Origin of the sequence: Rhodococcus sp. APC 3903 (assembly GCF_030407755.1) — a bacterium.
GTDB classification, from domain to species: Bacteria; Actinomycetota; Actinomycetes; order Mycobacteriales; family Mycobacteriaceae; genus Rhodococcus_F; species Rhodococcus_F erythropolis.
Genome location: NZ_JASDCV010000004.1, coordinates 229,121 through 249,414, shown reverse-complemented (window position 1 = coordinate 249,414; position 20,294 = coordinate 229,121). Strand labels below are relative to the sequence as shown.

At 62.6% G+C, this 20,294-nt stretch carries 22 protein-coding genes and 1 tRNA gene; 17 read left to right on the top strand and 6 right to left on the bottom strand.

The annotated features are described in order from the left end of the window. Positions 1 to 8: 8 nt before the first annotated feature. Both pcaG and pcaH read right to left on the bottom strand, forming a co-directional pair. The gene (pcaG, locus tag QMA15_RS07935; RefSeq protein ID WP_060937919.1) at positions 9 to 650 is read right to left on the bottom strand and encodes a protocatechuate 3,4-dioxygenase subunit alpha; all 642 of its coding nucleotides are present in this window, start codon (positions 648 to 650) and stop codon (positions 9 to 11) included. Then, a complete protein-coding gene (gene pcaH / locus QMA15_RS07930; protein ID WP_007730015.1) occupies positions 643 to 1,362 on the bottom strand; it encodes a protocatechuate 3,4-dioxygenase subunit beta in 720 nt (239 codons plus the stop codon). The genes pcaG and pcaH overlap by 8 nt, the downstream gene beginning before the upstream one ends. A 171-nt stretch (positions 1,363 to 1,533) precedes the next feature. On the opposite strand from pcaH, the gene QMA15_RS07925 reads away from it, so the two are divergent. Together QMA15_RS07925 and QMA15_RS07920 are read left to right on the top strand one after the other, a co-directional pair. Further along, positions 1,534 to 2,280 (top strand): CoA transferase subunit A, encoded by a 747-nt coding sequence (locus QMA15_RS07925; RefSeq protein ID WP_069145777.1) that lies wholly within the window; start codon positions 1,534 to 1,536, stop codon positions 2,278 to 2,280. Continuing rightward, complete coding sequence (locus QMA15_RS07920) at positions 2,277 to 2,924, top strand: CoA transferase subunit B (protein WP_069145535.1); 648 nt, start codon at positions 2,277 to 2,279, stop codon at positions 2,922 to 2,924. Before QMA15_RS07925 ends, QMA15_RS07920 begins: the two co-directional genes overlap by 4 nt. A 63-nt stretch (positions 2,925 to 2,987) precedes the next feature. Here QMA15_RS07920 and QMA15_RS07915 read toward each other — a convergent pair whose 3' ends face one another. Then, the gene (locus QMA15_RS07915; protein ID WP_019745501.1) at positions 2,988 to 3,866 is read right to left on the bottom strand and encodes an AraC family transcriptional regulator; all 879 of its coding nucleotides are present in this window, start codon (positions 3,864 to 3,866) and stop codon (positions 2,988 to 2,990) included. A 154-nt stretch (positions 3,867 to 4,020) separates the two neighbouring features. Here QMA15_RS07915 and QMA15_RS07910 point away from each other — a divergent pair, with 154 nt between their 5' ends. The 4 genes from QMA15_RS07910 (at position 4,021) to QMA15_RS07895 (ending at position 8,122) form a co-directional block, all read left to right on the top strand. Beyond that, positions 4,021 to 4,593 carry a peroxidase-related enzyme gene (locus QMA15_RS07910; protein WP_069145536.1) on the top strand — a complete coding sequence of 191 codons (573 nt, stop codon included), beginning with the start codon at positions 4,021 to 4,023 and terminating at the stop codon, positions 4,591 to 4,593. Between the two features lie 133 nt (positions 4,594 to 4,726). Beyond that, entirely contained in the window at positions 4,727 to 6,424 is a 1,698-nt protein-coding gene (locus QMA15_RS07905; protein WP_069145537.1) for a hypothetical protein, read from the top strand. Continuing rightward, the gene (locus QMA15_RS07900) at positions 6,396 to 7,013 is read left to right on the top strand and encodes a sortase (RefSeq protein ID WP_069145538.1); all 618 of its coding nucleotides are present in this window, start codon (positions 6,396 to 6,398) and stop codon (positions 7,011 to 7,013) included. The genes QMA15_RS07905 and QMA15_RS07900 overlap by 29 nt, the downstream gene beginning before the upstream one ends. A gap of 26 nt (positions 7,014 to 7,039) precedes the next feature. Continuing rightward, positions 7,040 to 8,122 carry a M20/M25/M40 family metallo-hydrolase gene (locus QMA15_RS07895; protein WP_290283830.1) on the top strand — a complete coding sequence of 361 codons (1,083 nt, stop codon included), beginning with the start codon at positions 7,040 to 7,042 and terminating at the stop codon, positions 8,120 to 8,122. Here the strand turns inward: QMA15_RS07895 and QMA15_RS07890 are convergent. Then, positions 8,083 to 9,108: a LacI family DNA-binding transcriptional regulator gene (locus tag QMA15_RS07890; protein WP_019745496.1), complete on the bottom strand. Its 1,026-nt coding sequence runs from the start codon at positions 9,106 to 9,108 to the stop codon at positions 8,083 to 8,085. The genes QMA15_RS07895 and QMA15_RS07890 overlap by 40 nt on opposite strands. A 234-nt stretch (positions 9,109 to 9,342) precedes the next feature. Between QMA15_RS07890 and QMA15_RS07885 the strand changes: the two genes are divergently transcribed. From QMA15_RS07885 to QMA15_RS07850, 8 genes are read left to right on the top strand one after another with little or no spacing between them, the layout of a single operon-like run. Beyond that, positions 9,343 to 10,185 carry a BtpA/SgcQ family protein gene (locus QMA15_RS07885; protein WP_069145540.1) on the top strand — a complete coding sequence of 281 codons (843 nt, stop codon included), beginning with the start codon at positions 9,343 to 9,345 and terminating at the stop codon, positions 10,183 to 10,185. Positions 10,186 to 10,187: 2 nt separating this feature from the next. Then, positions 10,188 to 11,087 (top strand): PfkB family carbohydrate kinase, encoded by a 900-nt coding sequence (locus tag QMA15_RS07880; RefSeq protein WP_029537090.1) that lies wholly within the window; start codon positions 10,188 to 10,190, stop codon positions 11,085 to 11,087. After that, positions 11,084 to 12,091, top strand: coding sequence for a substrate-binding domain-containing protein (locus tag QMA15_RS07875; RefSeq protein ID WP_019745494.1), 1,008 nt, complete (start codon positions 11,084 to 11,086; stop codon positions 12,089 to 12,091). Before QMA15_RS07880 ends, QMA15_RS07875 begins: the two co-directional genes overlap by 4 nt. A 2-nt stretch (positions 12,092 to 12,093) precedes the next feature. After that, positions 12,094 to 12,864, top strand: coding sequence for an ATP-binding cassette domain-containing protein (locus QMA15_RS07870; protein ID WP_290283829.1), 771 nt, complete (start codon positions 12,094 to 12,096; stop codon positions 12,862 to 12,864). Further along, positions 12,861 to 13,904, top strand: coding sequence for an ABC transporter permease (locus QMA15_RS07865; protein WP_003939698.1), 1,044 nt, complete (start codon positions 12,861 to 12,863; stop codon positions 13,902 to 13,904). The genes QMA15_RS07870 and QMA15_RS07865 overlap by 4 nt, the downstream gene beginning before the upstream one ends. Then, a complete protein-coding gene (locus tag QMA15_RS07860) occupies positions 13,901 to 14,950 on the top strand; it encodes a phosphotriesterase (RefSeq protein WP_003940279.1) in 1,050 nt (349 codons plus the stop codon). The genes QMA15_RS07865 and QMA15_RS07860 overlap by 4 nt, the downstream gene beginning before the upstream one ends. Then, complete coding sequence (locus QMA15_RS07855; protein WP_003939869.1) at positions 14,943 to 15,695, top strand: glutamine amidotransferase; 753 nt, start codon at positions 14,943 to 14,945, stop codon at positions 15,693 to 15,695. Before QMA15_RS07860 ends, QMA15_RS07855 begins: the two co-directional genes overlap by 8 nt. Then, complete coding sequence (locus QMA15_RS07850; protein WP_029256359.1) at positions 15,692 to 16,318, top strand: TenA family protein; 627 nt, start codon at positions 15,692 to 15,694, stop codon at positions 16,316 to 16,318. The genes QMA15_RS07855 and QMA15_RS07850 overlap by 4 nt, the downstream gene beginning before the upstream one ends. Before the next feature lie 97 nt (positions 16,319 to 16,415). On the opposite strand, the gene QMA15_RS07845 is transcribed toward QMA15_RS07850, so the two are convergent. Then, positions 16,416 to 16,489 (bottom strand) — tRNA-Met (locus QMA15_RS07845). A 53-nt stretch (positions 16,490 to 16,542) separates the two neighbouring features. Then, the gene (locus tag QMA15_RS07840; RefSeq protein ID WP_029256358.1) at positions 16,543 to 17,253 is read right to left on the bottom strand and encodes an FCD domain-containing protein; all 711 of its coding nucleotides are present in this window, start codon (positions 17,251 to 17,253) and stop codon (positions 16,543 to 16,545) included. Between the two features lie 98 nt (positions 17,254 to 17,351). Here QMA15_RS07840 and QMA15_RS07835 point away from each other — a divergent pair, with 98 nt between their 5' ends. Genes QMA15_RS07835 through QMA15_RS07825 form a run of 3 tightly spaced genes read left to right on the top strand, consistent with a single transcriptional unit; the run spans position 17,352 to position 20,241 of the window. After that, on the top strand, positions 17,352 to 18,101 hold the full coding sequence (locus tag QMA15_RS07835; protein WP_020909269.1) for a (Fe-S)-binding protein: 750 nt from the start codon (positions 17,352 to 17,354) through the stop codon (positions 18,099 to 18,101). Further along, a complete protein-coding gene (locus QMA15_RS07830) occupies positions 18,098 to 19,618 on the top strand; it encodes a LutB/LldF family L-lactate oxidation iron-sulfur protein (RefSeq protein WP_020909268.1) in 1,521 nt (506 codons plus the stop codon). The genes QMA15_RS07835 and QMA15_RS07830 overlap by 4 nt, the downstream gene beginning before the upstream one ends. Next, positions 19,615 to 20,241 (top strand): LUD domain-containing protein, encoded by a 627-nt coding sequence (locus QMA15_RS07825; protein ID WP_069145542.1) that lies wholly within the window; start codon positions 19,615 to 19,617, stop codon positions 20,239 to 20,241. The genes QMA15_RS07830 and QMA15_RS07825 overlap by 4 nt, the downstream gene beginning before the upstream one ends. The last annotated feature ends 53 nt before the right edge of the window (positions 20,242 to 20,294 follow it).

Below are 20,294 nucleotides of genomic sequence, written 5' to 3'. Positions count from 1 at the left end.
TACTCCTCTTACAGCTCGAAGAAGGGCGTCTCGACGCCGTTCGCGTCCTCGTCCTGAACATAGACCGTCCAGGAGTACCCACCGTCGACCTTGGTTGCAACCAACTTCGCGCGTTCGGTTTCGCTCAGTGAGGACAGCACCGGATCTGTTACGTGTGCGTCGGTGTCCTCGGGGAAGTACAAGCGGGTGACCAGGCGGTCGAGCATGCCGCGAGCGAAGACCGATACGTTGACGTGCGGCGCTTCGTCCGCATCCGTTTCAGTGGGCTGCGCTCCGGGCTTGACGGTGTAGACCAGTGCGGTGCCGGTGGAATCTGCTGCGCTGCGGGCGAATCCGCGAAAACCCGCCGGAGTGAGGTCCACTGCGCCGCGGGGATCGTCCGGATGGTTGAAGCGTCCGAGCGTATCGGCCTGCCATGTTTCGATCATCGCGTCGGCGACGGGTGTGCGGGCGCCGTCGATCACCGTGATGGCCAGCGTGATTCGTCCGGGGGTGTCGGTCGGGGCAGCGTCGGGGCCGTCCGTCCAGGGGAGGCCGATGTGCCAGTACGGTCCGACGGTCTGAGAGGGCGTGACCCCGAAGGGGGCGGTGGTGAAGTCGCCGGGGACGACCGGATAAGTGGGTGCGGGCTTCGCGGTGTGATCAGTCATCGTGGTCTTCCTCGTTCTCGAATACGGAGGCATTACGGCCGCGCAGGACGATGTCGAAGCGGAACCCGAGAGCCCAGTTGGGGACTGTGGCGTCGTAGTCGAAGACGCTGACCATGCGGTGACGTGCTGCTTCGGGTACCGCGTTGTAGATCGGGTCCTGGAAGAACATCGGATCGTCGGGGAAGTACATCTGCGTCACGAGGCGCTGCGTGAATGCCGTGCCGAACAGCGAGAAATGGATGTGGGCCGGTCGCCAGGCGTTGTCGTGGTTCATCCACGGGTAGGCGCCCGGCTTGATCGTGGTGAAGCTGTAGTGGCCGTTCGCGTCGGTCACGCAGCGACCGAGCCCGTTGAAGAACGGGTCCAGCGGCGCGGGCCAGTTGTCGCCGGTGTGGCGGTAGCGTCCACCGGCGTTGGCCTGCCACACCTCGAGCAGTGTGTGGGGGACCGGCTTTCCGTCGCCGTCGAGTACACGGCCGTGAACGACGATGCGCTGTCCCTGTGCTTCGCCGCCGTTGGCAATGGTCAGGTCGTTTTCGCCGGCGCCGACGCGATCTTCGCCGAATACCGGCCCGGTGAGCTCCGTGAGGCGCTGGGGGAGCAGCTTGAGCGGTTGCTTCGGGTGGCGAAGGGAAGTGGTCTTGTAGTCCGCGAAATCGGCCGGGGCGTTGACGCCAGTCGGCCGCTGGTACCTCGGCGGTAGATGCAGCATAGGGAACCTCGTCGTTCGGTTACGTGAAGTTGTTCGCAATGTGTACATGTGTTGCGCTCTGCGAACAGAATAGTTCGTAGATGTGACCCAGGCAATGCCGGGGGCGAAAAATGTTCGTGATGCGCACGGGGGTTCACAATACGTACGCACCGCGCTACTGTGATCGACATGATGGACAAAGTCATTCCCACTGCTGCCGAGGCCGTCGCCGACGTGCCGGACGGCGTCACGATCGCTGTCGGAGGTTTCGGGCTCGTCGGAGTGCCGGAAATCCTCATCGATGCGCTCCTCGAGCAGGGCGCGACATCACTCGAAACGGTGAGCAACAACTGCGGCACCGACGGGTTCGGGCTCGGAGTGCTTCTGGAGAAGGGGCGTATCCGTCGCACTGTCAGCTCGTACGTCGGCTCCAACAAGGAGTTCGCGCGTCAGTACCTTTCCGGTGAGCTGGAAGTCGAACTCACGCCGCAGGGCACGCTCGCCGAGCGCATGCGCGCCGGGGGAGCGGGCATCCCCGCGTTCTTCACCCCTGCCGGCGTCGGCACCCAGGTCGCCGACGGCGGCCTGCCACTGTGTTACGACGGCAACGGCGGCATCGCAGTTGCCAGTCCGCCCAAGGAAACTCGTGACTTCGACGGCGTCACCTACGTGATGGAGCGCGGCATCGTCGCCGACTATGCACTGGTCCATGCCTGGAAAGGTGACCGGCACGGCAACCTCGTCTACCGCGCGAGTACCCAGAACTTCAATCCGGCTGCAGCAACGTCGGGGCGCATCACCATTGCGCAGGTCGAGCACCTCGTCGAGCCGGGTGAGCTCGACCCCGCCGAGATCCACACGCCGGGCATTCACGTTCAGCGTGTTGTCCACGTCGGCCCCGTGACGGTCGGCATCGAGAATCGGACGGTACGAGCATGACTTCTGTACTACCCATCAAACTCACCCGCGAAGAGATGGCGGCCCGCGTCGCGCGCGAACTCGAGGACGGGCAGTACGTGAACCTCGGCATCGGTATGCCGACGCTGGTTCCGAACTACCTCCCGACCGACATCACCGTTGTATTGCACTCGGAGAACGGCGTTCTGGGTGTTGGGCCGTACCCGACCGAGGACGAACTCGATCCCGAGCTGATCAATGCGGGCAAGGAGACCATCACCGTTCTCCCCGGTGCGTCGTTCTTCGACTCCTCAGCGTCGTTCGGCATGATCCGCGGCGGCCAGGTCGACGTTGCCGTGCTCGGTGCCATGCAGGTCAGTGCCACCGGAGACCTCGCGAACTGGATGATCCCCGGCCACATGGTCAAAGGCATGGGCGGCGCGATGGATCTGGTCCACGGCGCAAAGCGCGTCATCGTGATGATGGAGCACGTCTCGAAGAAGGGTGAGCACAAGATCGTCGAGGAGTGCTCGCTTCCGCTGACCGGTAAGGGCTGCGTCCAGCGAATCATCACCGACATGGCCGTGATCGACGTGACTGACGACGGTCTCTGCCTGGTGGAGACGGCGCCGGGCATCAGCGTCGACGACGTGGTTGCCGCTACCGGAGCGAAACTGATTCTTTGACAGTCCGTTTCATCTGATGGCTCAGCCGCCGGGTCGTGACTTCCATCCGACCCGGCGGCTGTTTTACGCCCCGACGTCGTTCAGCTCGCTCTCGACCGGAATCCAGAGCTCGAACCGCGCGACGGTGAAATCGTCGTTGTATTCGGTACGCATGATCTCGGGACCAGGTACGGAGCGAAAAGGGTTGGCCGGGAACCATTCCGTGTAGATATCTCGCCACAAGTACTGCACGGATTCGATTGCCGACCCGTCGGCGGTGAACACGGCCCACGTGTGTGCGTCGACCGTCAGCACATCGAAACCCGTGGGTGAAGGTTTGCCGGTGACCACTCCCAGGTAGTAATCCAGTTCTGTACCTTCGGTTCTGGGATGCGCCAAATTGTCGACGACACTGACGATTCCCGCCGGTTCCTGATCGGACAGCTCGCGCAAACCGCGCAGCGCAACCTTGTCCACGGAGCGGGTGAAATCTTCGATCGCAGAATTGGGACCTTCGTGAACCAGTGGAACCCGGGTCTTGAACCCGACTACCGTCAGGGCAGGTTTGTCCACAAGCATGTAGTCCATCGGTGTGGCTCCTTCCAACGTCACGTGAATGACAAGTTTCGGTTGTGATTTGAGAACGGCGGGAGCGCGTTTGACCGCGCCGGGGCTCACGCCGTGAAATGCGGTGAACGCTCGTGTGAAGGCTTCCGCGGACGAGTAGCCGTACTTCACGGCGGTCTCCAACACTCCTGATCTGCTGACGGACAACTCGGCACCGGCCAGGGTGAGTCGACGTCGACGGATGTATTCGGATACGGGAATGCCGGCCAGTGCCGAGAACATCCGCCGAAAGTGATACTCCGAGGTGGTTGCCAGCCTTGCCATCTCGGCTGTGTCGATCTCGCCGCTCAGATTGCTTTCGATGTAGTCGAGCGCGCGGTTCAGTCCGTCGATCATCGTGTCTTCCTGTTCACGGGTTTTACGCTACGCAGATCACTTGGGCCGTACCCGACTATCCGTGCCCGAAAAAGTAGGGCAGGAAATGCATCTGGACAACTCAGTTAATCATCATTATCTTGAATCGAACATCGATGGTTGACCAGGAGGCGCAGTGAGCACCCGTTTTCCGCAGGCTGAATTGACCGAGGTGCCCGAGGACATCGCCGCCAGGATTCTCGAGATCCAGGAGAAGTCAGGGTTCGTGCCCAACGTCTTCCTGATGTTCGCTCGGCGGCCAGCCGAGTTCCGGGCATTCTTCGCATACCACGACGCGATCATGCTCAAGGAAGATTCCGCACTCACCAAGGGCGATCGAGAAATGATCGTCACCACGATCTCTGCGGCCAACAAATGTACGTACTGCGTTGTCGCGCACGGCGCGATTCTGCGTATCTACGAGAAGAAGCCGCTGGTTGCCGACCAGGTTGCGGTCAACTATCGCACCGCAGAGATCTCCGATCGTCAGCGCGCGATGCTCGACTTCGCCACCAAGGTGAACTCCGCCTCACACGAAATCGCCGACGCCGACTTCGACGCCCTCCGTGAGCACGGCTTCGGCGACGAGGACGCGTGGGACATCGCCGCGATCACTGCATTCTTCGGGCTCAGCAATCGCATGGCGAGCTTCTCCGGCATGCTGCCCAACCCGGAGTTCTACCTGATGGGGCGCGTTCCGCGGTCCTGATTCCTGCGTCTCGAACATAAGCTTTCAATTTTTCGGACCGACCGGTCGTAACGTCTGGAACTCAGCCGACGAAGTAAAGGCTGTCCACGCCGGAATTGCCGTCTTCGTAAAGAAGGCCGAAAGGTTGAGCGCTATGTCGGAGAAGTCCATCGCCCATTCTCGGAGGGTCCGCTCTGCGGCCGCCGGTGCCGTACTAGCTCTCGGATTGGCGGTGGGCGGCACAGGAATTGCATCGGCAGAGCCCGAAACCGTGTGTACTCCGAGTACCGATCCGCTGGTGACCTGCGCAGAGGAAGAGGCAGCTGCCACCACCGACGCCGACGCGGCGACGAGCACCGAGACCACACCCGAGAAGGTTGAAGCCGGGGTCGCGGGCGCGGGCAGTGCCGAAACCGCAGGTACGGACGCCGCAGCACTGGCGGAAGCCGAAGCAAAAGCCAAAGCAGCAGCCGACGCGGCAGCGAAGGCCGCCGAAGCAGCCGCGACGGCAGGGGTCGACTCGTCCGCAGCGACAGACACTTCGGTGAAGGCGACCGAGGCAATGACTCAGGCGAGCGTCGAGGCAACCAAGGCGGCGGTCGAATCGACCAAGGCCAAGGCGGAGGCAGGGGCCGCGGAACAGTCTGCCAAGGAAGCTGAAGAGGCAGCCAAGGTTGCGGAGTCCGCGGCGGCCGATGCGAAAGAGGTAGCAAAAACAGCTCAGGCAGAAGCAGACGCGGCCGCAGCCAAGGCTGCCGAACTCGAGGAAGCTGCGAAGGCCGCCGGTTCGGGGCCCAAGACCGAAGAGGCAGCAAAGGCGCGCGCCGAGGCTAATGCTCTGCAAGCCAAAGCCGATGAGGCGAAGGCTGCCGCGGATGCAAACGCCAAGCTGGTTGCGGACAAGAACAAGGAAGCCGAGGAAGCCTTCAAGAACTGGGATTTCGCGAAGGCAGCCGTCGCTAAGGCTCAGGCGCTGGCCGCCGCATGGAACGCCAAGCAGCTCGCGATCACCGTCAAGGAAACTCAGAAGGTGGCCACCGCCGCTGAAACCACGGCCAAGGCAGCCGAGTCCGCAGCTGCCACCGAGGTAGAAGCTGCTACCGCCGCCCGTAAGGCCGCAGATGAAGCGGCGGCTACTGCGGCTTCCGCACAGAAGGACGCCGACGCTGCGCAGAAGGCCGCGGAGACGGCCCAGGCCGAAGCCGATGCTGCGGGCGAGGCTGCCACCGACAAGCGAGCCATTGCCGACGAAAAGGCTGCCGAAGCCGCCAAGAAGGCCGAAGCTGCCGAAGCGGCGAGCAAGAAGGCGCAGGATCTCTACCTCGCCGCCGAAGACGCGAAGGCCGCAGCCGACGCCGCAGCAGCAAAGGCCAAGGAAGCTCAGGCCGCCGCGGCCGCCGCGAAAGCCGAAGCGGATGCAGCGCAGAAGATCGTCGACGAGCTCAAGGCAAAGGGCGAGAAGGAGATCGACAACGGAACAGGCGTCGGCGGTGAAGTGATCATCGGTGAGCACACCGACGACGGCTCCGGAGTCACGAAGGTCGACGAGACCACCGCTGTAGTGAACAAGACCGGCGTCAAGCTGGTCGGCTACTACAACAACAAGGGAGCCTTCGACGTCGTCGACTACTACGTCACCGATGCCGACGGCGATCCGGCACTTGCAGGAAGCCTGCCCCCCGTCGAACTTGCTCTCGGTGACACTGCAAGCAGCAGTACCAGCGGCAGCAGCAGTTCCAACCTGCCGGCTGTACTGATCGGCGTCGGAGTCGTGGGCGCTGCCGCCGCAGCAGCTACGACGGTGGTTGTTCGTCGCAAGCGTCATGACGGCCCGGGCAACACGTCTGCGTAGCGCCGGCCTCTCGGCGGTAGCGATCCTCGCCCTCCTCGCATCCGGATGTTCGGGCGAGAATGCGGGATCGCTACCTGACCGCTCGCCGGTGCAGTCGCATATCGCGGCTGCACCGGCTTCGGTGACCGTCGATCCGGCAGAACCCGAGAGGATCGAGTTGAGGACTGCGTCCGGGGTCACGTACCTGAGCAGTCCGTTGCACTCGGAGAAACTGATGCGCGGCGGCGAGAGTGGGCAGCAACTCAATCCCGTCGACGAACTGCCGGTGTGGTGGGGCGAGAGCGGAATGCCGGGAACGGAGACCACACAGACCGTTGTTGTCGTCGGGCACAACTACACCACTCGCGAAGCACCGTTCCGGGCGCTCCGGGTAGTGGAGCCGGGCGATCGAATTCTCCTGGCTACACCGAACGGCACACTCGAGTACGACGTCGAAACAGTCGGGCCGCTGCACAAAGGTTCGCTGCTGGGCACTCACGAGTTGCGCGAATCGGTTCCGGGACGGTTGATCCTCGCCAATTGTGATGTCGTCGAAGGAGAGTCGACCGACGACAATTACGTCGTCATCGCCCAGCTGGCAGCGCACTGAATCCGTGGCAGTGCAAGAATAGGTACATGGATTCCCTCGGACTTCTCTCGGAACTGGTAGCTCTCGACACGGTCTCGGGGGAGGCCGCTCCTCAACGGCGGGCGATGGATTCGATTGCCTCGTTGGTTCTCTCACGTGCGCCACAGGCGAAGGTCGAGTCAGACCTGACCGGCAATCATCCCTGGGCCTTGATCACCAACGAAGCTGCACCCTCGGCAGCAAGACTATTGTTCGCCTGCCACGTGGACACGGTGCCAGTGGGAACTGTCTCCGACTGGGAGTTCGACCCGTACGCCGCACAGGTCGACGGCGAATTGTTCCTCGGCAGAGGGACATCGGATATGAAGGCCGGCCTTGTTGCCGCTACTGCCGCGGTTGTCGACGCTTTCGAACGTGGAGTTCCGGTCGCACTACTGCTGACGAGCGACGAGGAAATCGGATCGCTCGGGGCCGCTCGTTCGGCCGACGCCGTGGCGAATCTCGAGGTCGGGGCTGTCATCGTTCCCGAGGCGACCGGCAATCGCATCAACCTGGGGCACCGCGGTGCACTGTGGCTCGAAGTGTCCGTCAAAGGAAAAGCCGCGCACGGGAGTACGCCGCAGCGAGGAACTAACGCTGTCCTCAAACTGCTTGACGTCGTCGATCGAGCTCGGCGTGAGCTTCCGCTGTCGTCCGACGCGTTTCTGGGCGCCGAAACCTGGAACCTCGGTTTGGTCGGCGGCGGTTCGGCTCCGAACATCGTGCCGGACAATGCACGTGCAGTGATCGATCACCGCACGGTGGGAGACGGCGCAGACCTGCTTGCATGGTGGCGCGCCCAACCGGAAGTCGACTCGGTGGAGACGTCGATTCACCTGGGAGGTGTGCGTACCGACGCGTCGGATCCGTGGTTGGCTACCTTGCCGATCTCTGTTGCAACCGAACCGGTTTCGTACTTCACCGACGCTTCGGTGCTGGCAGCGGCCGCCCCCGGCGCTCCCGTCGTGATCTGGGGCCCTGGCACTCCCTCGTTGATGCATGCGGCCAACGAAAGCGTCAAGGTGTCCGAACTGGACGATGCGATCGCTGCCTACGGTGCCGTGGCTGCTGCTTGGCCGACGGTGGACTGACGGACAATCAGTTCAGGAGCAAGCGCAATGTGGGCTGTCGACTCGGAAGAGTTGTTCATCGCCTGATCCAGAAGTCGCACAGCTTCTTCCGCGATTCTCTCCTGCGGCTGTCCGACCGTGGTCAACGGCGGATTGCACAGTTCGGAGAAGGGGATGTTATCGAAACCGGTGACCAGAACGTCGCCGGGGACGTCGATGCCCAATGCGTGGCAGGTCTGCAGCACACCGAGCGCGATCAGGTCGTCGGCGCAGACCAAGGCGTCGGGGCGAGTCTTGCCGGTCAGGATGGTGTTGGACGCCGTGCGTCCCCATTCGATCGAATACTCGCCGAGTTGTGTCCACTCGTCACGAGTTTCGATTCCCATTCGATCCGCATGGCGGAAGAATCCGGCCCGGCGAAGTTCGGTCGACGAATTGGTCAGCTCGGAACTGATGAAGGCAGCCGATCGCGCGCCGCGCTCGGACAGATGCTCCATCACGAGTGATTGAGCGGCGTCGTCGTCGACACCGACCCAGTCCGTCTGGGTATCCATTGCAAACCGGTCCAGTTGAACGACCGGAAGCGTTGCTGCGCTGGCTCGTACTGCTTCGGCACTCAATTCGCCGTGGCACGGGCTGATGATGATTCCGTCCACCTGCCGCGAGACGAGCGACTTGAGCCGCTGCGCTTCCACGTCGGGATCGGAACGAGAATCGCACAGGAACAGTTGTAGGCCGCGCTGAGCCAGGACGTGTTCGACATTGACCACCAGCGAAGTGAAGAAGGGATTCGCGATACTGGGAACCACCATGCCGACAGTGTCCGTCCGATTACGACGCAGTGAGCTGGCGATGATGTTTCCCGAGTATCCGAGAGAATCCGCGGCTCGTTTGATCGTCGCTGCAAGCTCGTCCGAGACAGGGCGGGATCCGGACAGTGCCCGCGACACGGTGGCAGTCGAGACCCCGGCCAGTTCCGCGACATCGCGAATGGTCGCCTTGCGCATGCGTCCCCCGTTTTCTGCTCGATTCGGGTCCGAAGTTATCGAACCGCACGGTCCAGTGTCCCGCATGTAACGCGATTGAGGCAATCGTTTACAAATTCGAATTGTGAAATCCTTGACACAACCCGGTGTTGATCGCATAACCTGCTAATTCATCAAGGCAATCGATTACATCGTGTGCAGATTTTGTGCATGGACATACAGCGCAAATCTTGCGCATGGAATGGGGTAGCTGAAGTGACCGCATCACCGCTCGGAGTCTTTCCGCCCAAGCCCTCGGCGTTGGCAGAGATGTTCACCGGCACGCCTTCTCTCATCGGGGCCGTCCACCTCCCTGCTCTGCCGGGCAGCCCGCACTACACCGGGCAGCCGGTTTCGGAAATTGCTCGCTTCGCTGTGGAGGAAGCGCACGCGTACGTCGACAACGGTTTCGACGGTGTGATCGTCGAAAATCACTGGGACATACCGTTCCTCAAGCCCGGCGAACACGGATACGAAACCGCCGCCAGCATGGGAGTCATCACGGCAGCGGTGGTCGGCGAGTTCGGCAAGGCCGTCGGCGTCAGCATCCTGTCCAACGCCGGCGAGTGCGGAGTGGCCGCGGCGTGGGCGGCAGGCGCGAGTTTTGTGCGCGTCAATCAGTGGGCCAATGCCTACATTGCCAATGAGGGCTTCATCGAGGGTCAGGCGGCCAAGACGACGCGCTTTCGCCATCGCATCGGCGCCGACCCGGTCCGGATCTTCGCTGACGTGCACGTCAAGCATGGTGCGCATGCCATTGTTGCGGACCGCACCGTCGCGGAACAGACCGAAGACGCCGAGTTCTTCGATGCAGATGTCCTGATCGCGACCGGTTCGCGCACCGGTGACGCCGCTTCGGTCGACGAGGTTTCCGTGATCCGAGACAACACCGTTCTTCCCGTGATCATCGGATCCGGCATCACGGCTGCCAATGTCGCAGCGCTGATGAAAGAATGCGACGGCGCCATAGTTGCATCCTCGGTCAAGGACAATGGACGCTGGTGGGGACGGGTCGCAGGCGAGAAGGTCCGCGAAGTGTCCCGGGCCGCAGGAAAGTAACCATGATTGTCTTTTGTGGATACGCCAACAACGATGTGACGGTACATGTTCCACATGTGCCGGTGCTCGGAGAGCGCGTGCAGGCAACGGCCATCAGTCAGATCGACGGTGGAATGAATGCAAATGCTGCGGTATCCGCAGCCCGAATGGGCGCGCAGGTGATCTTTGCCGGTGCCGTGGGCCCGGACGCGCGATCCACCGAGTTTCTCGAAGCCCTCGAGGCTGACGGCGTCGACACCAGTTGGTCGCCGCGAGATGCGTTCCTGTCAACGGCAGTTGTACTCATCGCGCAGGACGGCGATCGCTCCATCATCAGTCAAGACGACCCGAACGATGCCGAACGAATCGGAGTTGTCATCACCCGATTGGCTGCTGCCGGTGGTGGACGGCTGTTCCTCGACGGATACCGTGCGGGCTTCCTGCCAGAGGGATTGCCGGGAAGCGTAAGTCTGGTAATCGATCTGGACGGTTGTGAAAACAAAGCCGCGGCACTGCGCGCATTCGCGCTCGCTGACCACGTCGTCGTAGGGCGTGCCCTGTGGGAAGGCGAGTTCGGGATCGGTTTCGATCAGTGGCAGGCACTGGCCGCCGAGCACAACACACACCTGCTGGTGACCGATGGCTCGCGAGGTTGGACACTGGCCACACCGGGCGGCGAGGTGACGAGCGAACCGGCAGTAGTGGTCGACGTCGTTGATGCCGTCGGGGCCGGTGATTGCTTCGGCGGTACGTACATCGCTTTTGTCGACGCCGGGCGCTCACCGGTGGACGCTGCACGACTCGCGGGAGCCTCGGCTGCCTTGGCTTGCGCCACTGCCGGACCCCGTGGATGCCCCACCCGAGATGAATTGGACAGCTTCACAGCAACATTGACCCCTCACACCCTTTTGGAGACTCGATGATGAAACGTGCATTGCCTCTGGCGCTGGGAGCTGCAGTCGCGCTCACGCTCACCGCTTGTGACTCGGCTTCGTCGAGTGACTCGAAGGACGCATCGGGTGGCTCGTCCATCCCGCAGCCGACCCGAGTCGCCGAAAGCTGTGACGGGACGAACGGTAAGCTCAAGGTCGGTCTGGTGACCATCAACCTTCAGGCGCTGTACTTCAACCAGATCAACAATGCCGCCAAGAACGTCGCGGACAAGGCAGGTGTCGACCTGCAGATCATCAGTGGCAACGACGATTCCGTGGCGCAGGCCAACGCCTTCGACAATCTGATCGCCGCCGGAGTCGACGCGATCATCGTCGATGCAATCGACACGGACGGAATCAAGCCGTCGGTGGTCAAGGCCAAGAACGCGGGCATCCCCGTCGTTGCGGTCGACGCGACAATCGACGATCCGGCACTGTCGACTCAGGTCGGTACGGCCAATGCCGAGGGCGGTGCCAAGATCGGAAACACCTTGGCCGACGTCGCGAACAACACCGGAACGGTCGGTATCGTCGGCGCGCTCAACAGCACTGTCCAGTTGGAGCGGCAGAAGGGCTTCACGGAGACCGTGACCGGCCGCGGAATGACCGTCGGCACCGTCGTGGACGGACGTAACATTCAGGAGAACGCACAGACCGCAGCGGAGAACCTGCTGACCGGCGGTGGCGACATGAAGTACGTCTACGCAACCGGTGAGCCGGCTTTGATCGGACTCGTTGCGGCGGTCAACAGTCAGAAGGCGCAGGATCGCATCGAAGCAGTCGGTTGGGATCTTTCGGATCAGGCGGTAGGCGGACTCAAAGCCGGTTGGCTTAAAGGCGTGGTCCAGCAGAACACCTTCGAATTCGGCCACGAGGCAATGAATTCGGCAATCGACCTGGCTTGTGGTCGCGGCGCTCCGGCGAACATCCCCGTCCCCACCCAGATCGTGACCCCGGAGAACGTAGCCGACTACATGTACTACTTGGAGAAGTAATCATGGCACCTCCACTGATCGAACTCTCGGGCATCACCAAGTCGTACGGACCGGTGAAGTCCCTTCAAGGAGTTGACCTTCGGCTGGCGAAGGGTGAAGTACTCGGAGTCGTCGGCGACAACGGCGCCGGCAAGTCCACCCTGATGAAGATCCTCGCGGGCGCCGTCCAGCACGACGGCGGCGAAATGCGCGTCAACGGTGAACCAGTGCGCTTCTCGACGCCGCTCGACGCGCAGCAGAAGAAGATCGGCATCGTCTACCAGGACCTGGCGCTGTGCGACACGCTCGATGTCGCGAGCAACCTGTTCCTCGGCAGAGAACCGCGAAAAGGTCCATTCCTCGACCGGCATGCCATGCACGAGAAGGCGGCTCACATTCTCGCCGACCTTCATGTCAAGGTGAAGTCGACCTACCAGGAGATCGGGCAATTGTCCGGCGGGCAGCGACAAACCGTCGCGATCGCCCGCGCTGTTTCCTTTCGGCCAGACGTACGGATCCTCGACGAGCCCACCGCAGCGCTTGCCGTCGCCGAGGTCGAGTCGGTGCTCAAGCTGATCACGGACGTCGCAGCGGCCGGAGTGGGCGTCATTCTCGTGACACACCGCCTGCAGGACCTGTTCCGCGTATGTGACCGAATCACGGTCATGTACGAGGGGCAGAGCGTCGACGACGTTCCGATCGGCGACCTGAACATCGAGTCCCTCGTCGGACTCATCACTCGAACTCCGGTGCCGCAACGGACATCGGCAGCAACACAGGGAGCCACGGCATGACCACTCTCGAGAAGACCCAGGCGCCGATCGAGCGCAAGCTCGCCGCGAAACCCTCTTTGTGGGACAGCGTCAACAAGCCCACCCTCGCGATGCTGGCGGTGACAGTTGCTGTCGCAGCCGTCTTCTCGGCGACCACGTCGTCGTTCCTGACATTCACGAACCTGTCGAACCTGGCAACCCAGATCGCTCCGGTTCTGATCATCGCGGTGGCGATGACTTTCGTGATCACGGCAGGTCAGATCGACCTGTCCGTCGGTGCGATCGTCGCGTTCGTCGCGGCGATGAGTGCCGAGCTTATCCAGGCCGGCGTCGATTCGTCCCTGGTCTTCGTCGCCGCCCCGGTGATGGGTGCGGCCTGGGGCCTGGTCAACGGATGGCTCGCTGCCTATCAGGGCATTCCGCCGTTCATCGTGACTCTGGCGACGATGTCCGTCATTCGCGGTATCGCGCTGTATCGGACCGAAGGATTCTCCGTTCCGGTTCCGGCCGACACTTACTTCGCGAAGCTCGGAACTGCTGAGTTCCTCGGGTTCTCCGCCAGCGCCTGGATTGCTCTCGTAGTCGTGGTCATCGGAGCAATTGCGCTCAACCGCATGCGCTTCGGGCGCTACGTCACCGGTATCGGATCCAACGTCGAATCCGTGCGACGGTCCGGCGTCAACACGCGTCGTGTGCTCATGATGACGCTCGTCTTCACCGGCTTGGCTGCCGGTATCGCGGGACTGCTGATCGCGGCTCGACTGGGCTCGGGTTCGGCCAACTCCGCAACGGGATTCGAGCTCACGGTGATCACCGCGGTGGTTCTCGGTGGTACCAACCTCTTCGGCGGTCGCGGCACCGTGATCGGTACCGTCATCGGCGCCGTCCTGACCGGAATCATCGCCAACGGATTGACCCTGCTCGGTGTGAGCCCGTTCTTGACACCGATCATCACCGGTGTCGTTCTGCTACTGGCCATCTGGATCAACATGCGGGGACACACCCTGAGCGCGCTGTGGCGACACCTGCAGTCCGCACCCTCGGGGCCTGCACGCTCATGAGCAAGGTTCGTACTGTCACGGGAACTGTGGACAGCTCGGAACTCGGACTGGTTCTCCCACACGAACATCTGCACAACGATGTCACCGGTGCGTACACCGAGGCCCCGGATCCGGTTGTAGCACAGCGGTTGGCCGGTCCGGTACGCGCCGAGGATGCCTGGCTTCTTCACGACAATCCGTATTACAGTCTCGACAATTGTCGAGTCGACGACGCAGCGGCCGTGGTGGAAGACCTTGTGGACTTCGCCCGCCTCGGTGGTCGGACGATCGTTGATCTGACACCGCCGGGACTGGGCCGGGCACCGGAGAAGTTGGCGGAGTTCTCGCGAAAGTCAGACGTGCGAGTGATCATGGGTTCAGGGTGGTACCTCGAGACGACCCATCCGGTCGAGGTGCACGAACTCGGTGTCGACGATCTGGCCGGTTCGCTCGTCGAGGAGTTCGATCCGGCAAAGGAATTGGCTCCTGGCGTGATCGGGGAGATCGGAGTCTCTCCGCTCTTCACTCAGAACGAGGCGAAAGCGTTGAGGGCGGCATGCATCGCCCAGCGCGAGGTGGACGTGCCCCTGTTCGTCCACCTTCCGGGATGGCAGCGCGTCGGACATCACGTCGTCGACATCGTGGTCGACGAGATGGGCGTCGATCCGCAAGCAGTGGTCCTGTGCCACATGGACCCGTCCGGACACGACGCCGACTACCAACGATCGCTCGCCGACCGCGGTGTCTTTCTCGAGTTCGACATGATCGGGATGCCTTTCGATTTCCCCGGCGAGGGTCTTTCGCCGCATCCGGCGGAAACAGCCACTGCGGTAGCCGGATTGGTCACCTCCGGTCACGCATCACAGCTCCTGCTCAGTCACGACCTCTTCCTCAAATCAATGCTCAGAAAGCACGGCGGAAACGGATTCTCCTACGTACCACTCGCCTTCGCCGCCCGGTTGGTGCGCGCAGGCGTAGATCCCCAGCAAGTGTCCGCACTGATGCGAGACAACCCGAGGTCGCTCTTCGAGCAGGCCGCGAAAGGAAACAGAAGCAGTCATGGGTAAACGAGTACTGATCGCCGGCGAGAGCTGGATGACGACGTCGACGCACGTCAAGGGCGTCGACGAGTTCAGTGTCCATTCCTACGTCGAGGGAGTCGGTCCGCTTCGGGATGCGCTCACCTCACGTGGCCACGACGTGACACACATGCCCGCACACCTGGTGCCGACGCAGTTCCCCGGTACCGCAGAAGCGTTGTCCCAGTTCGACGTCGTCGTTCTCTCCGACATCGGAGCGAACTCGCTGCAGTTGGCTCCCGGTGTCTTCGACCAGTTCCGCGCCGGGGAGGATCGCCTTGTCGCGCTTCGTGACTGGGTGAACGCCGGCGGCTCACTGATGATGATCGGTGGCTACCTCTCGTTCTCCGGGTTCCAGGCGCGAGCAGCTTTCCGCCAGACCGCGATCGCCGAGGTACTACCCGTGACGATGCTGGCCGAAGACGATCGCGTCGAGACACCGGCCGGGATCGTTCCCACCGTCGTCGATGCTGCTCACCCGGCTCTCGGTGGTGCCGGCGATTCCTGGCCGGCGCTCCTGGGATACAACCGCGTCGTCGCGAAGGACGGTGCCGTGGTTCCTGCCACCATCAACGGCGATCCGCTTGTCGCTGCCGGTGAATACGGCGCCGGACGGTCGATCGTCTTCACCTCGGACTGCTCGCCGCACTGGGCTCCGCCGGAGTTCTGTGAGCAGTGGCCTGGATACACCGACCTGTTCGACGGCTTGATCAGTTGGGTCGCCGGCGAATGAGTCGCTCCTCAGACCTGCTCGCGCGGCAGCAGAGTAATCTCGCTGCCGCGCGGGCGGTTCCATTCATCGAGGACACCATCGGCGGGACGTTGAGTGATGAGGGATTCCGCCGGTACCTCGTGATCGAAGAGGCATTCGTACTGACGGCCGTCAAGGTGTTGGGGTTGGTGGTCGCCGAATCCCCGACGCTCGACGACGCGCTCGACCACGTGACGTCGATGTCGAACCTGGTGGGCGAACAGCGCGAGTATTTCGCGCAGTTGCGTTCCCGCTTCCCGTACGCGGGGGACGCAGCGGCTCTGGTCGAGGAGTCGTCTGTGCTGTCGACGCATGCCTTGACCCTCGCTGGCGAAGAGGGCAGGGCGGCGGCCCTGGTGGGCATGTACGCCGCGGAAACCCTGTATCTGTCGTGGTGCCGGGAGGCGGCGGCAGTGAACGTACAGCGCGAACCAGCGTTGCAGGACTGGGTAGACATGCATGTCGCTCCGCCGTTCGTGTCTCAGGTGGCGGTGCTGGCGTGCGAGGTGGACGCCATGCCCGAGTCCGTCACCGACGAGGACCTGGATCGGTGGTTCTCCGGCATGCTGGCCGCAGAGATCGATTTTCACAACGTGGCGGTGTGAGCTACTGCTGTGCGCCTTTATTAACCCCCGGCGGTTAATAAAGGTGCACAGCAAAAGGCCCGTAGGTAGCTTTCGCAACCTACGGGCCTCTTCTTTGTAGCGGGGACAGGATTTGAACCTGCGACCTCTGGGTTATGAGCCCAGCGAGCTACCGAGCTGCTCCACCCCGCGTCGGTGTGAAACCAACAGTACACGACTTCTGGGGGTGCAATTACCACCCCCTGTCACCGGCTGGAGTGAGCGCTTTCCGAGTAGTAACCGCGGATGTGTCCGACTATGCGCTGACGTGCGAGTTCGCCGTCACCCGCGTTGACCGCATCGACCAATCCTCGGTGTTCGTGACGCAGTCGCATGCAGGTGCTCGGCCAGCTGTCGATCTGCACGCCCGCGAGAACGTAGGCCTCGATGGACTCTCGTAGGCCGGTCATCATGGCTGCGATCACCTGATTGCCCGCCGCGTCGGCGAGCGCTACGTGGAATTGCGCGTCGAGTAGTAGGAATTCCTCGGCGGAGAGATCTACGTCATCCATCGAGTCGAGCAGTTCGACGGCCGTGCTGAGGTCGGGCGTCGGGGTCCGCGATGCCAGGGACTGCATCACCTCGGATTCGAGAACGAGTCGTGTCTTCACCACATCCGAGACCGGAAATCCTTGTGCTGCAACCTGCATCCGCATCAGCATGGTCATGCCGCCGGTCGGTTTGGCCACGATCATCGCGCCGGACGTCGGGCCGGAGCCAGTCTGCGCCTTGAGGAGGCCGAGTGCTTCCATGACCCGCAACGCTTCTCGGACCGATGACCGTCCGACGCCCAACTCTGCTGCCAGAATTCTCTCTCCCGGCAGGCGCTGGCCAGGAGACACCTCGCCTGAAACGAGCCGACGTTCGAGGTGGCTCAGTACTTGTTCCCACGCTCGCGGGCTCGGCTCGGTCGGCATGAGGCAAGAGCATAACCGGGTGGACGCCGTTTACGGGGTGGCCTGTCCGGGGATGTATTACTGTGGTCAGACCACACCGACAGATTGCGGGGAACCACATGCGAGTAGCGCTGTTCGCCACCTGCATCGGGGACACGATGTTTCCCGACGCCGTCAAGGCCACCGCCCTCCTGCTCACCCGTCTCGGGCACGACGTCGTGTTTCCGTCCGGGCAGACCTGCTGTGGGCAGATGCACGTCAACACCGGCTACCAGCCGGGCGCGCTGCCACTGGTCGCGAACTACGCCGATACTTTCGGTGATGCGTCGATCGACGCCGTTGTCGCACCATCGGGATCGTGCGTCGGTTCGATCCGTCATCAACACGAGATCGTCGCCGAGCGCTACGGCACCGCGTCGCTGTGTGGGCAGGTGCAGACCGTGAAGGCAAAGACGTTCGAGCTTTCGGAATTCCTCGTGGACGTTCTCGGTGTCACCGATGTGGGTGCGCACTTCCCGCACCGGGTCACCTATCACCCGACCTGTCACTCACTGCGCATGTTGAGAGTGGGAGACAAACCACTTCAGTTGCTGCGCAACGTCCGCGACATCGATCTGGTCGAACTCCCGGAAGCAGATTCCTGCTGCGGCTTCGGCGGCACGTTTGCCATCAAGAACGCCGAGACGTCGACGGCCATGTTGGCTGACAAGATTCGCCATGTGGCCGACACCGGCGCAGAGTTCTGCAGCGCCGGAGATTCGTCCTGTCTCATGCACATCGGCGGTGGGATGTCACGACTGCAGATGGGCGCCAAGACCATTCACCTCGCGGAGATTCTGGCATCGGTGGAAAGCCGGGTGCACGCATGAGCGCTGTGACGCTGGGTCTGCCCAGCTTTCCGCCGAGGTCACCCGAAGGTGCAGGGTTCCTGCGAGGTACTGAGAAGTTCCCTGTCGCAGCACATCACGAGCTGGCCAACGCGCAACTGCGACGCAATATCGGCAAGGCAACGCATACCATCCGTGCCAAGCGCATCAACGTAACTGGAGAGCTCCCCGATTGGGAGGAGCTGCGGGATGCGGGTTCGGCGATCAAGGCCGACGTCATGGCGCGGTTGCCGGAACTGCTCGAACAGTTCGAAGCTGCAGTAATCGCTCGCGGTGGGCAGGTGCATTGGGCAGCGGATGCCAACGAGGCCAACGCCATTGTGACCGAGCTTGTCAAAGCCACCGGCTCCGACGAGGTCATCAAGGTCAAGTCGATGGCAACGCAGGAGATCGGTCTCAACGAGCATCTCGAAACCCAGGGAATTATCGCCTACGAGACCGATCTCGCGGAATTGATCGTCCAGCTCGGCCACGACAAACCGTCGCACATCCTGGTTCCTGCGATCCATCGCAACAGGTCAGAGATTCGCGAGATTTTCCTGCGTGAGATGCCAGATGTCGATCCGAACCTCGGGGAGAACCCGGCCGAACTTGCCGCAGCTGCACGAAAGTTCTTACGCCACAAGTTCATGACGACGCCCGTCGCCGTCTCCGGCGCCAATTTCGGCATCGCGGACACGGGCACTCTGACCGTCGTGGAGTCGGAGGGCAACGGGCGAATGTGCCTGACGCTGCCGAAAACACTGATCACCGTCATGGGCATCGAGAAGATTCTGCCGACCTATCAGGATCTGGAGGTCTTCCTTCAACTGTTGCCGCGGTCGTCGACGGGGGAGCGGATGAACCCGTACACCTCCCTGTGGACCGGCGTGACGCCTGACGACGGTCCACAGGAATTTCACCTGGTCCTCCTCGACAACGGCCGGACCGCCGCGCTTGCCGACAAGATCGGGCGGGAAGCCCTGAGCTGCATACGGTGCTCGGCGTGCCTGAACGTGTGCCCGGTCTACGAGCGCACCGGTGGCCACGCCTACGGATCCACCTATCCGGGACCGATCGGCGCGGTACTGACTCCGCAGCTCGCGGGCATGCATGGCAAAGACGATCCGAATTCGACTCTTCCTTTTGCCTCGAGTCTGTGCGGTGCGTGCTTCGACGCCTGCCCGGTCAAGATCGACATCCCGTCGCTGCTGGTCGAATTGCGGCACCAGAAGGTCGAGCAATCCGGTGTCACGGCAGAGTCTTTGGCGATGAAAGCCGCATCTCTGGCGATGTCGACCGAGGGCAGGTGGACGCTGGCTCAGAAAGCTGCCGGGCTCGGACGCGTCGTGGCCGGCAGGAAAGGGAAGATCTCCACGTTGCCCCCTCCACTGAACGGTTGGACAGCTGCCAGAGACATTCCCGCTCCACCCAAGCAGACCTTCCGATCCTGGTGGGACTCCGACGAAGGCCGCGAGGCATTGGACGAGGCTCGTCGTGACGGGAAGGCAGACAGATGAATTCACGTGACGTGGTGCTCGGACGCATTCGTGATGCCATCACCTTGGCGCCCGCCGGTGAAGGCGAGATACCGCGAAACTACCGGACTGGCAGAACCATGCCAGACGGGGAGCTCATCGATTTGTTCGTCGACCGCCTCGAGGACTACAAGGCGCACGTTCACCATTGCGCTGCAACAGAAATCGCCGATGCCGTCGCCGGAATACTGAGACAGCACGGACTGAACACTCTGGGGATCCCCGCCGGCCTCGACCGATCATGGGTAGCCGGGTTCGACGGAACGCTGGTGGTGGACAGCCCGGACGTACCGGCTCCCGAACTCGAGAACCTCGACGCCGTTGTCACCGGCTCGAAGGTAGCGTGCGCCGAGACCGGCACCATCTTCCTCGACGCCGGTCCATCGCAGGGGCGCCGTGCGTTGACGCTGGTACCGGACACACACATCTGCGTCGTGTATCGCAGCAGTGTGGAAGTGGGAGTGCCGGAGGCGATTGCGCGGCTGACGCCGCAGCGTCCCACCACCATGATCAGCGGCCCGTCGGCAACCTCCGACATCGAACTCGAACGCGTCGAAGGTGTACACGGTCCGCGAAATCTGCACGTCGTGATCGTGGATGGCTGATTCCCGCCGAGCGGGAACTCAGGGGCAGCGGGCCACATCAGCGTCTAACGTCC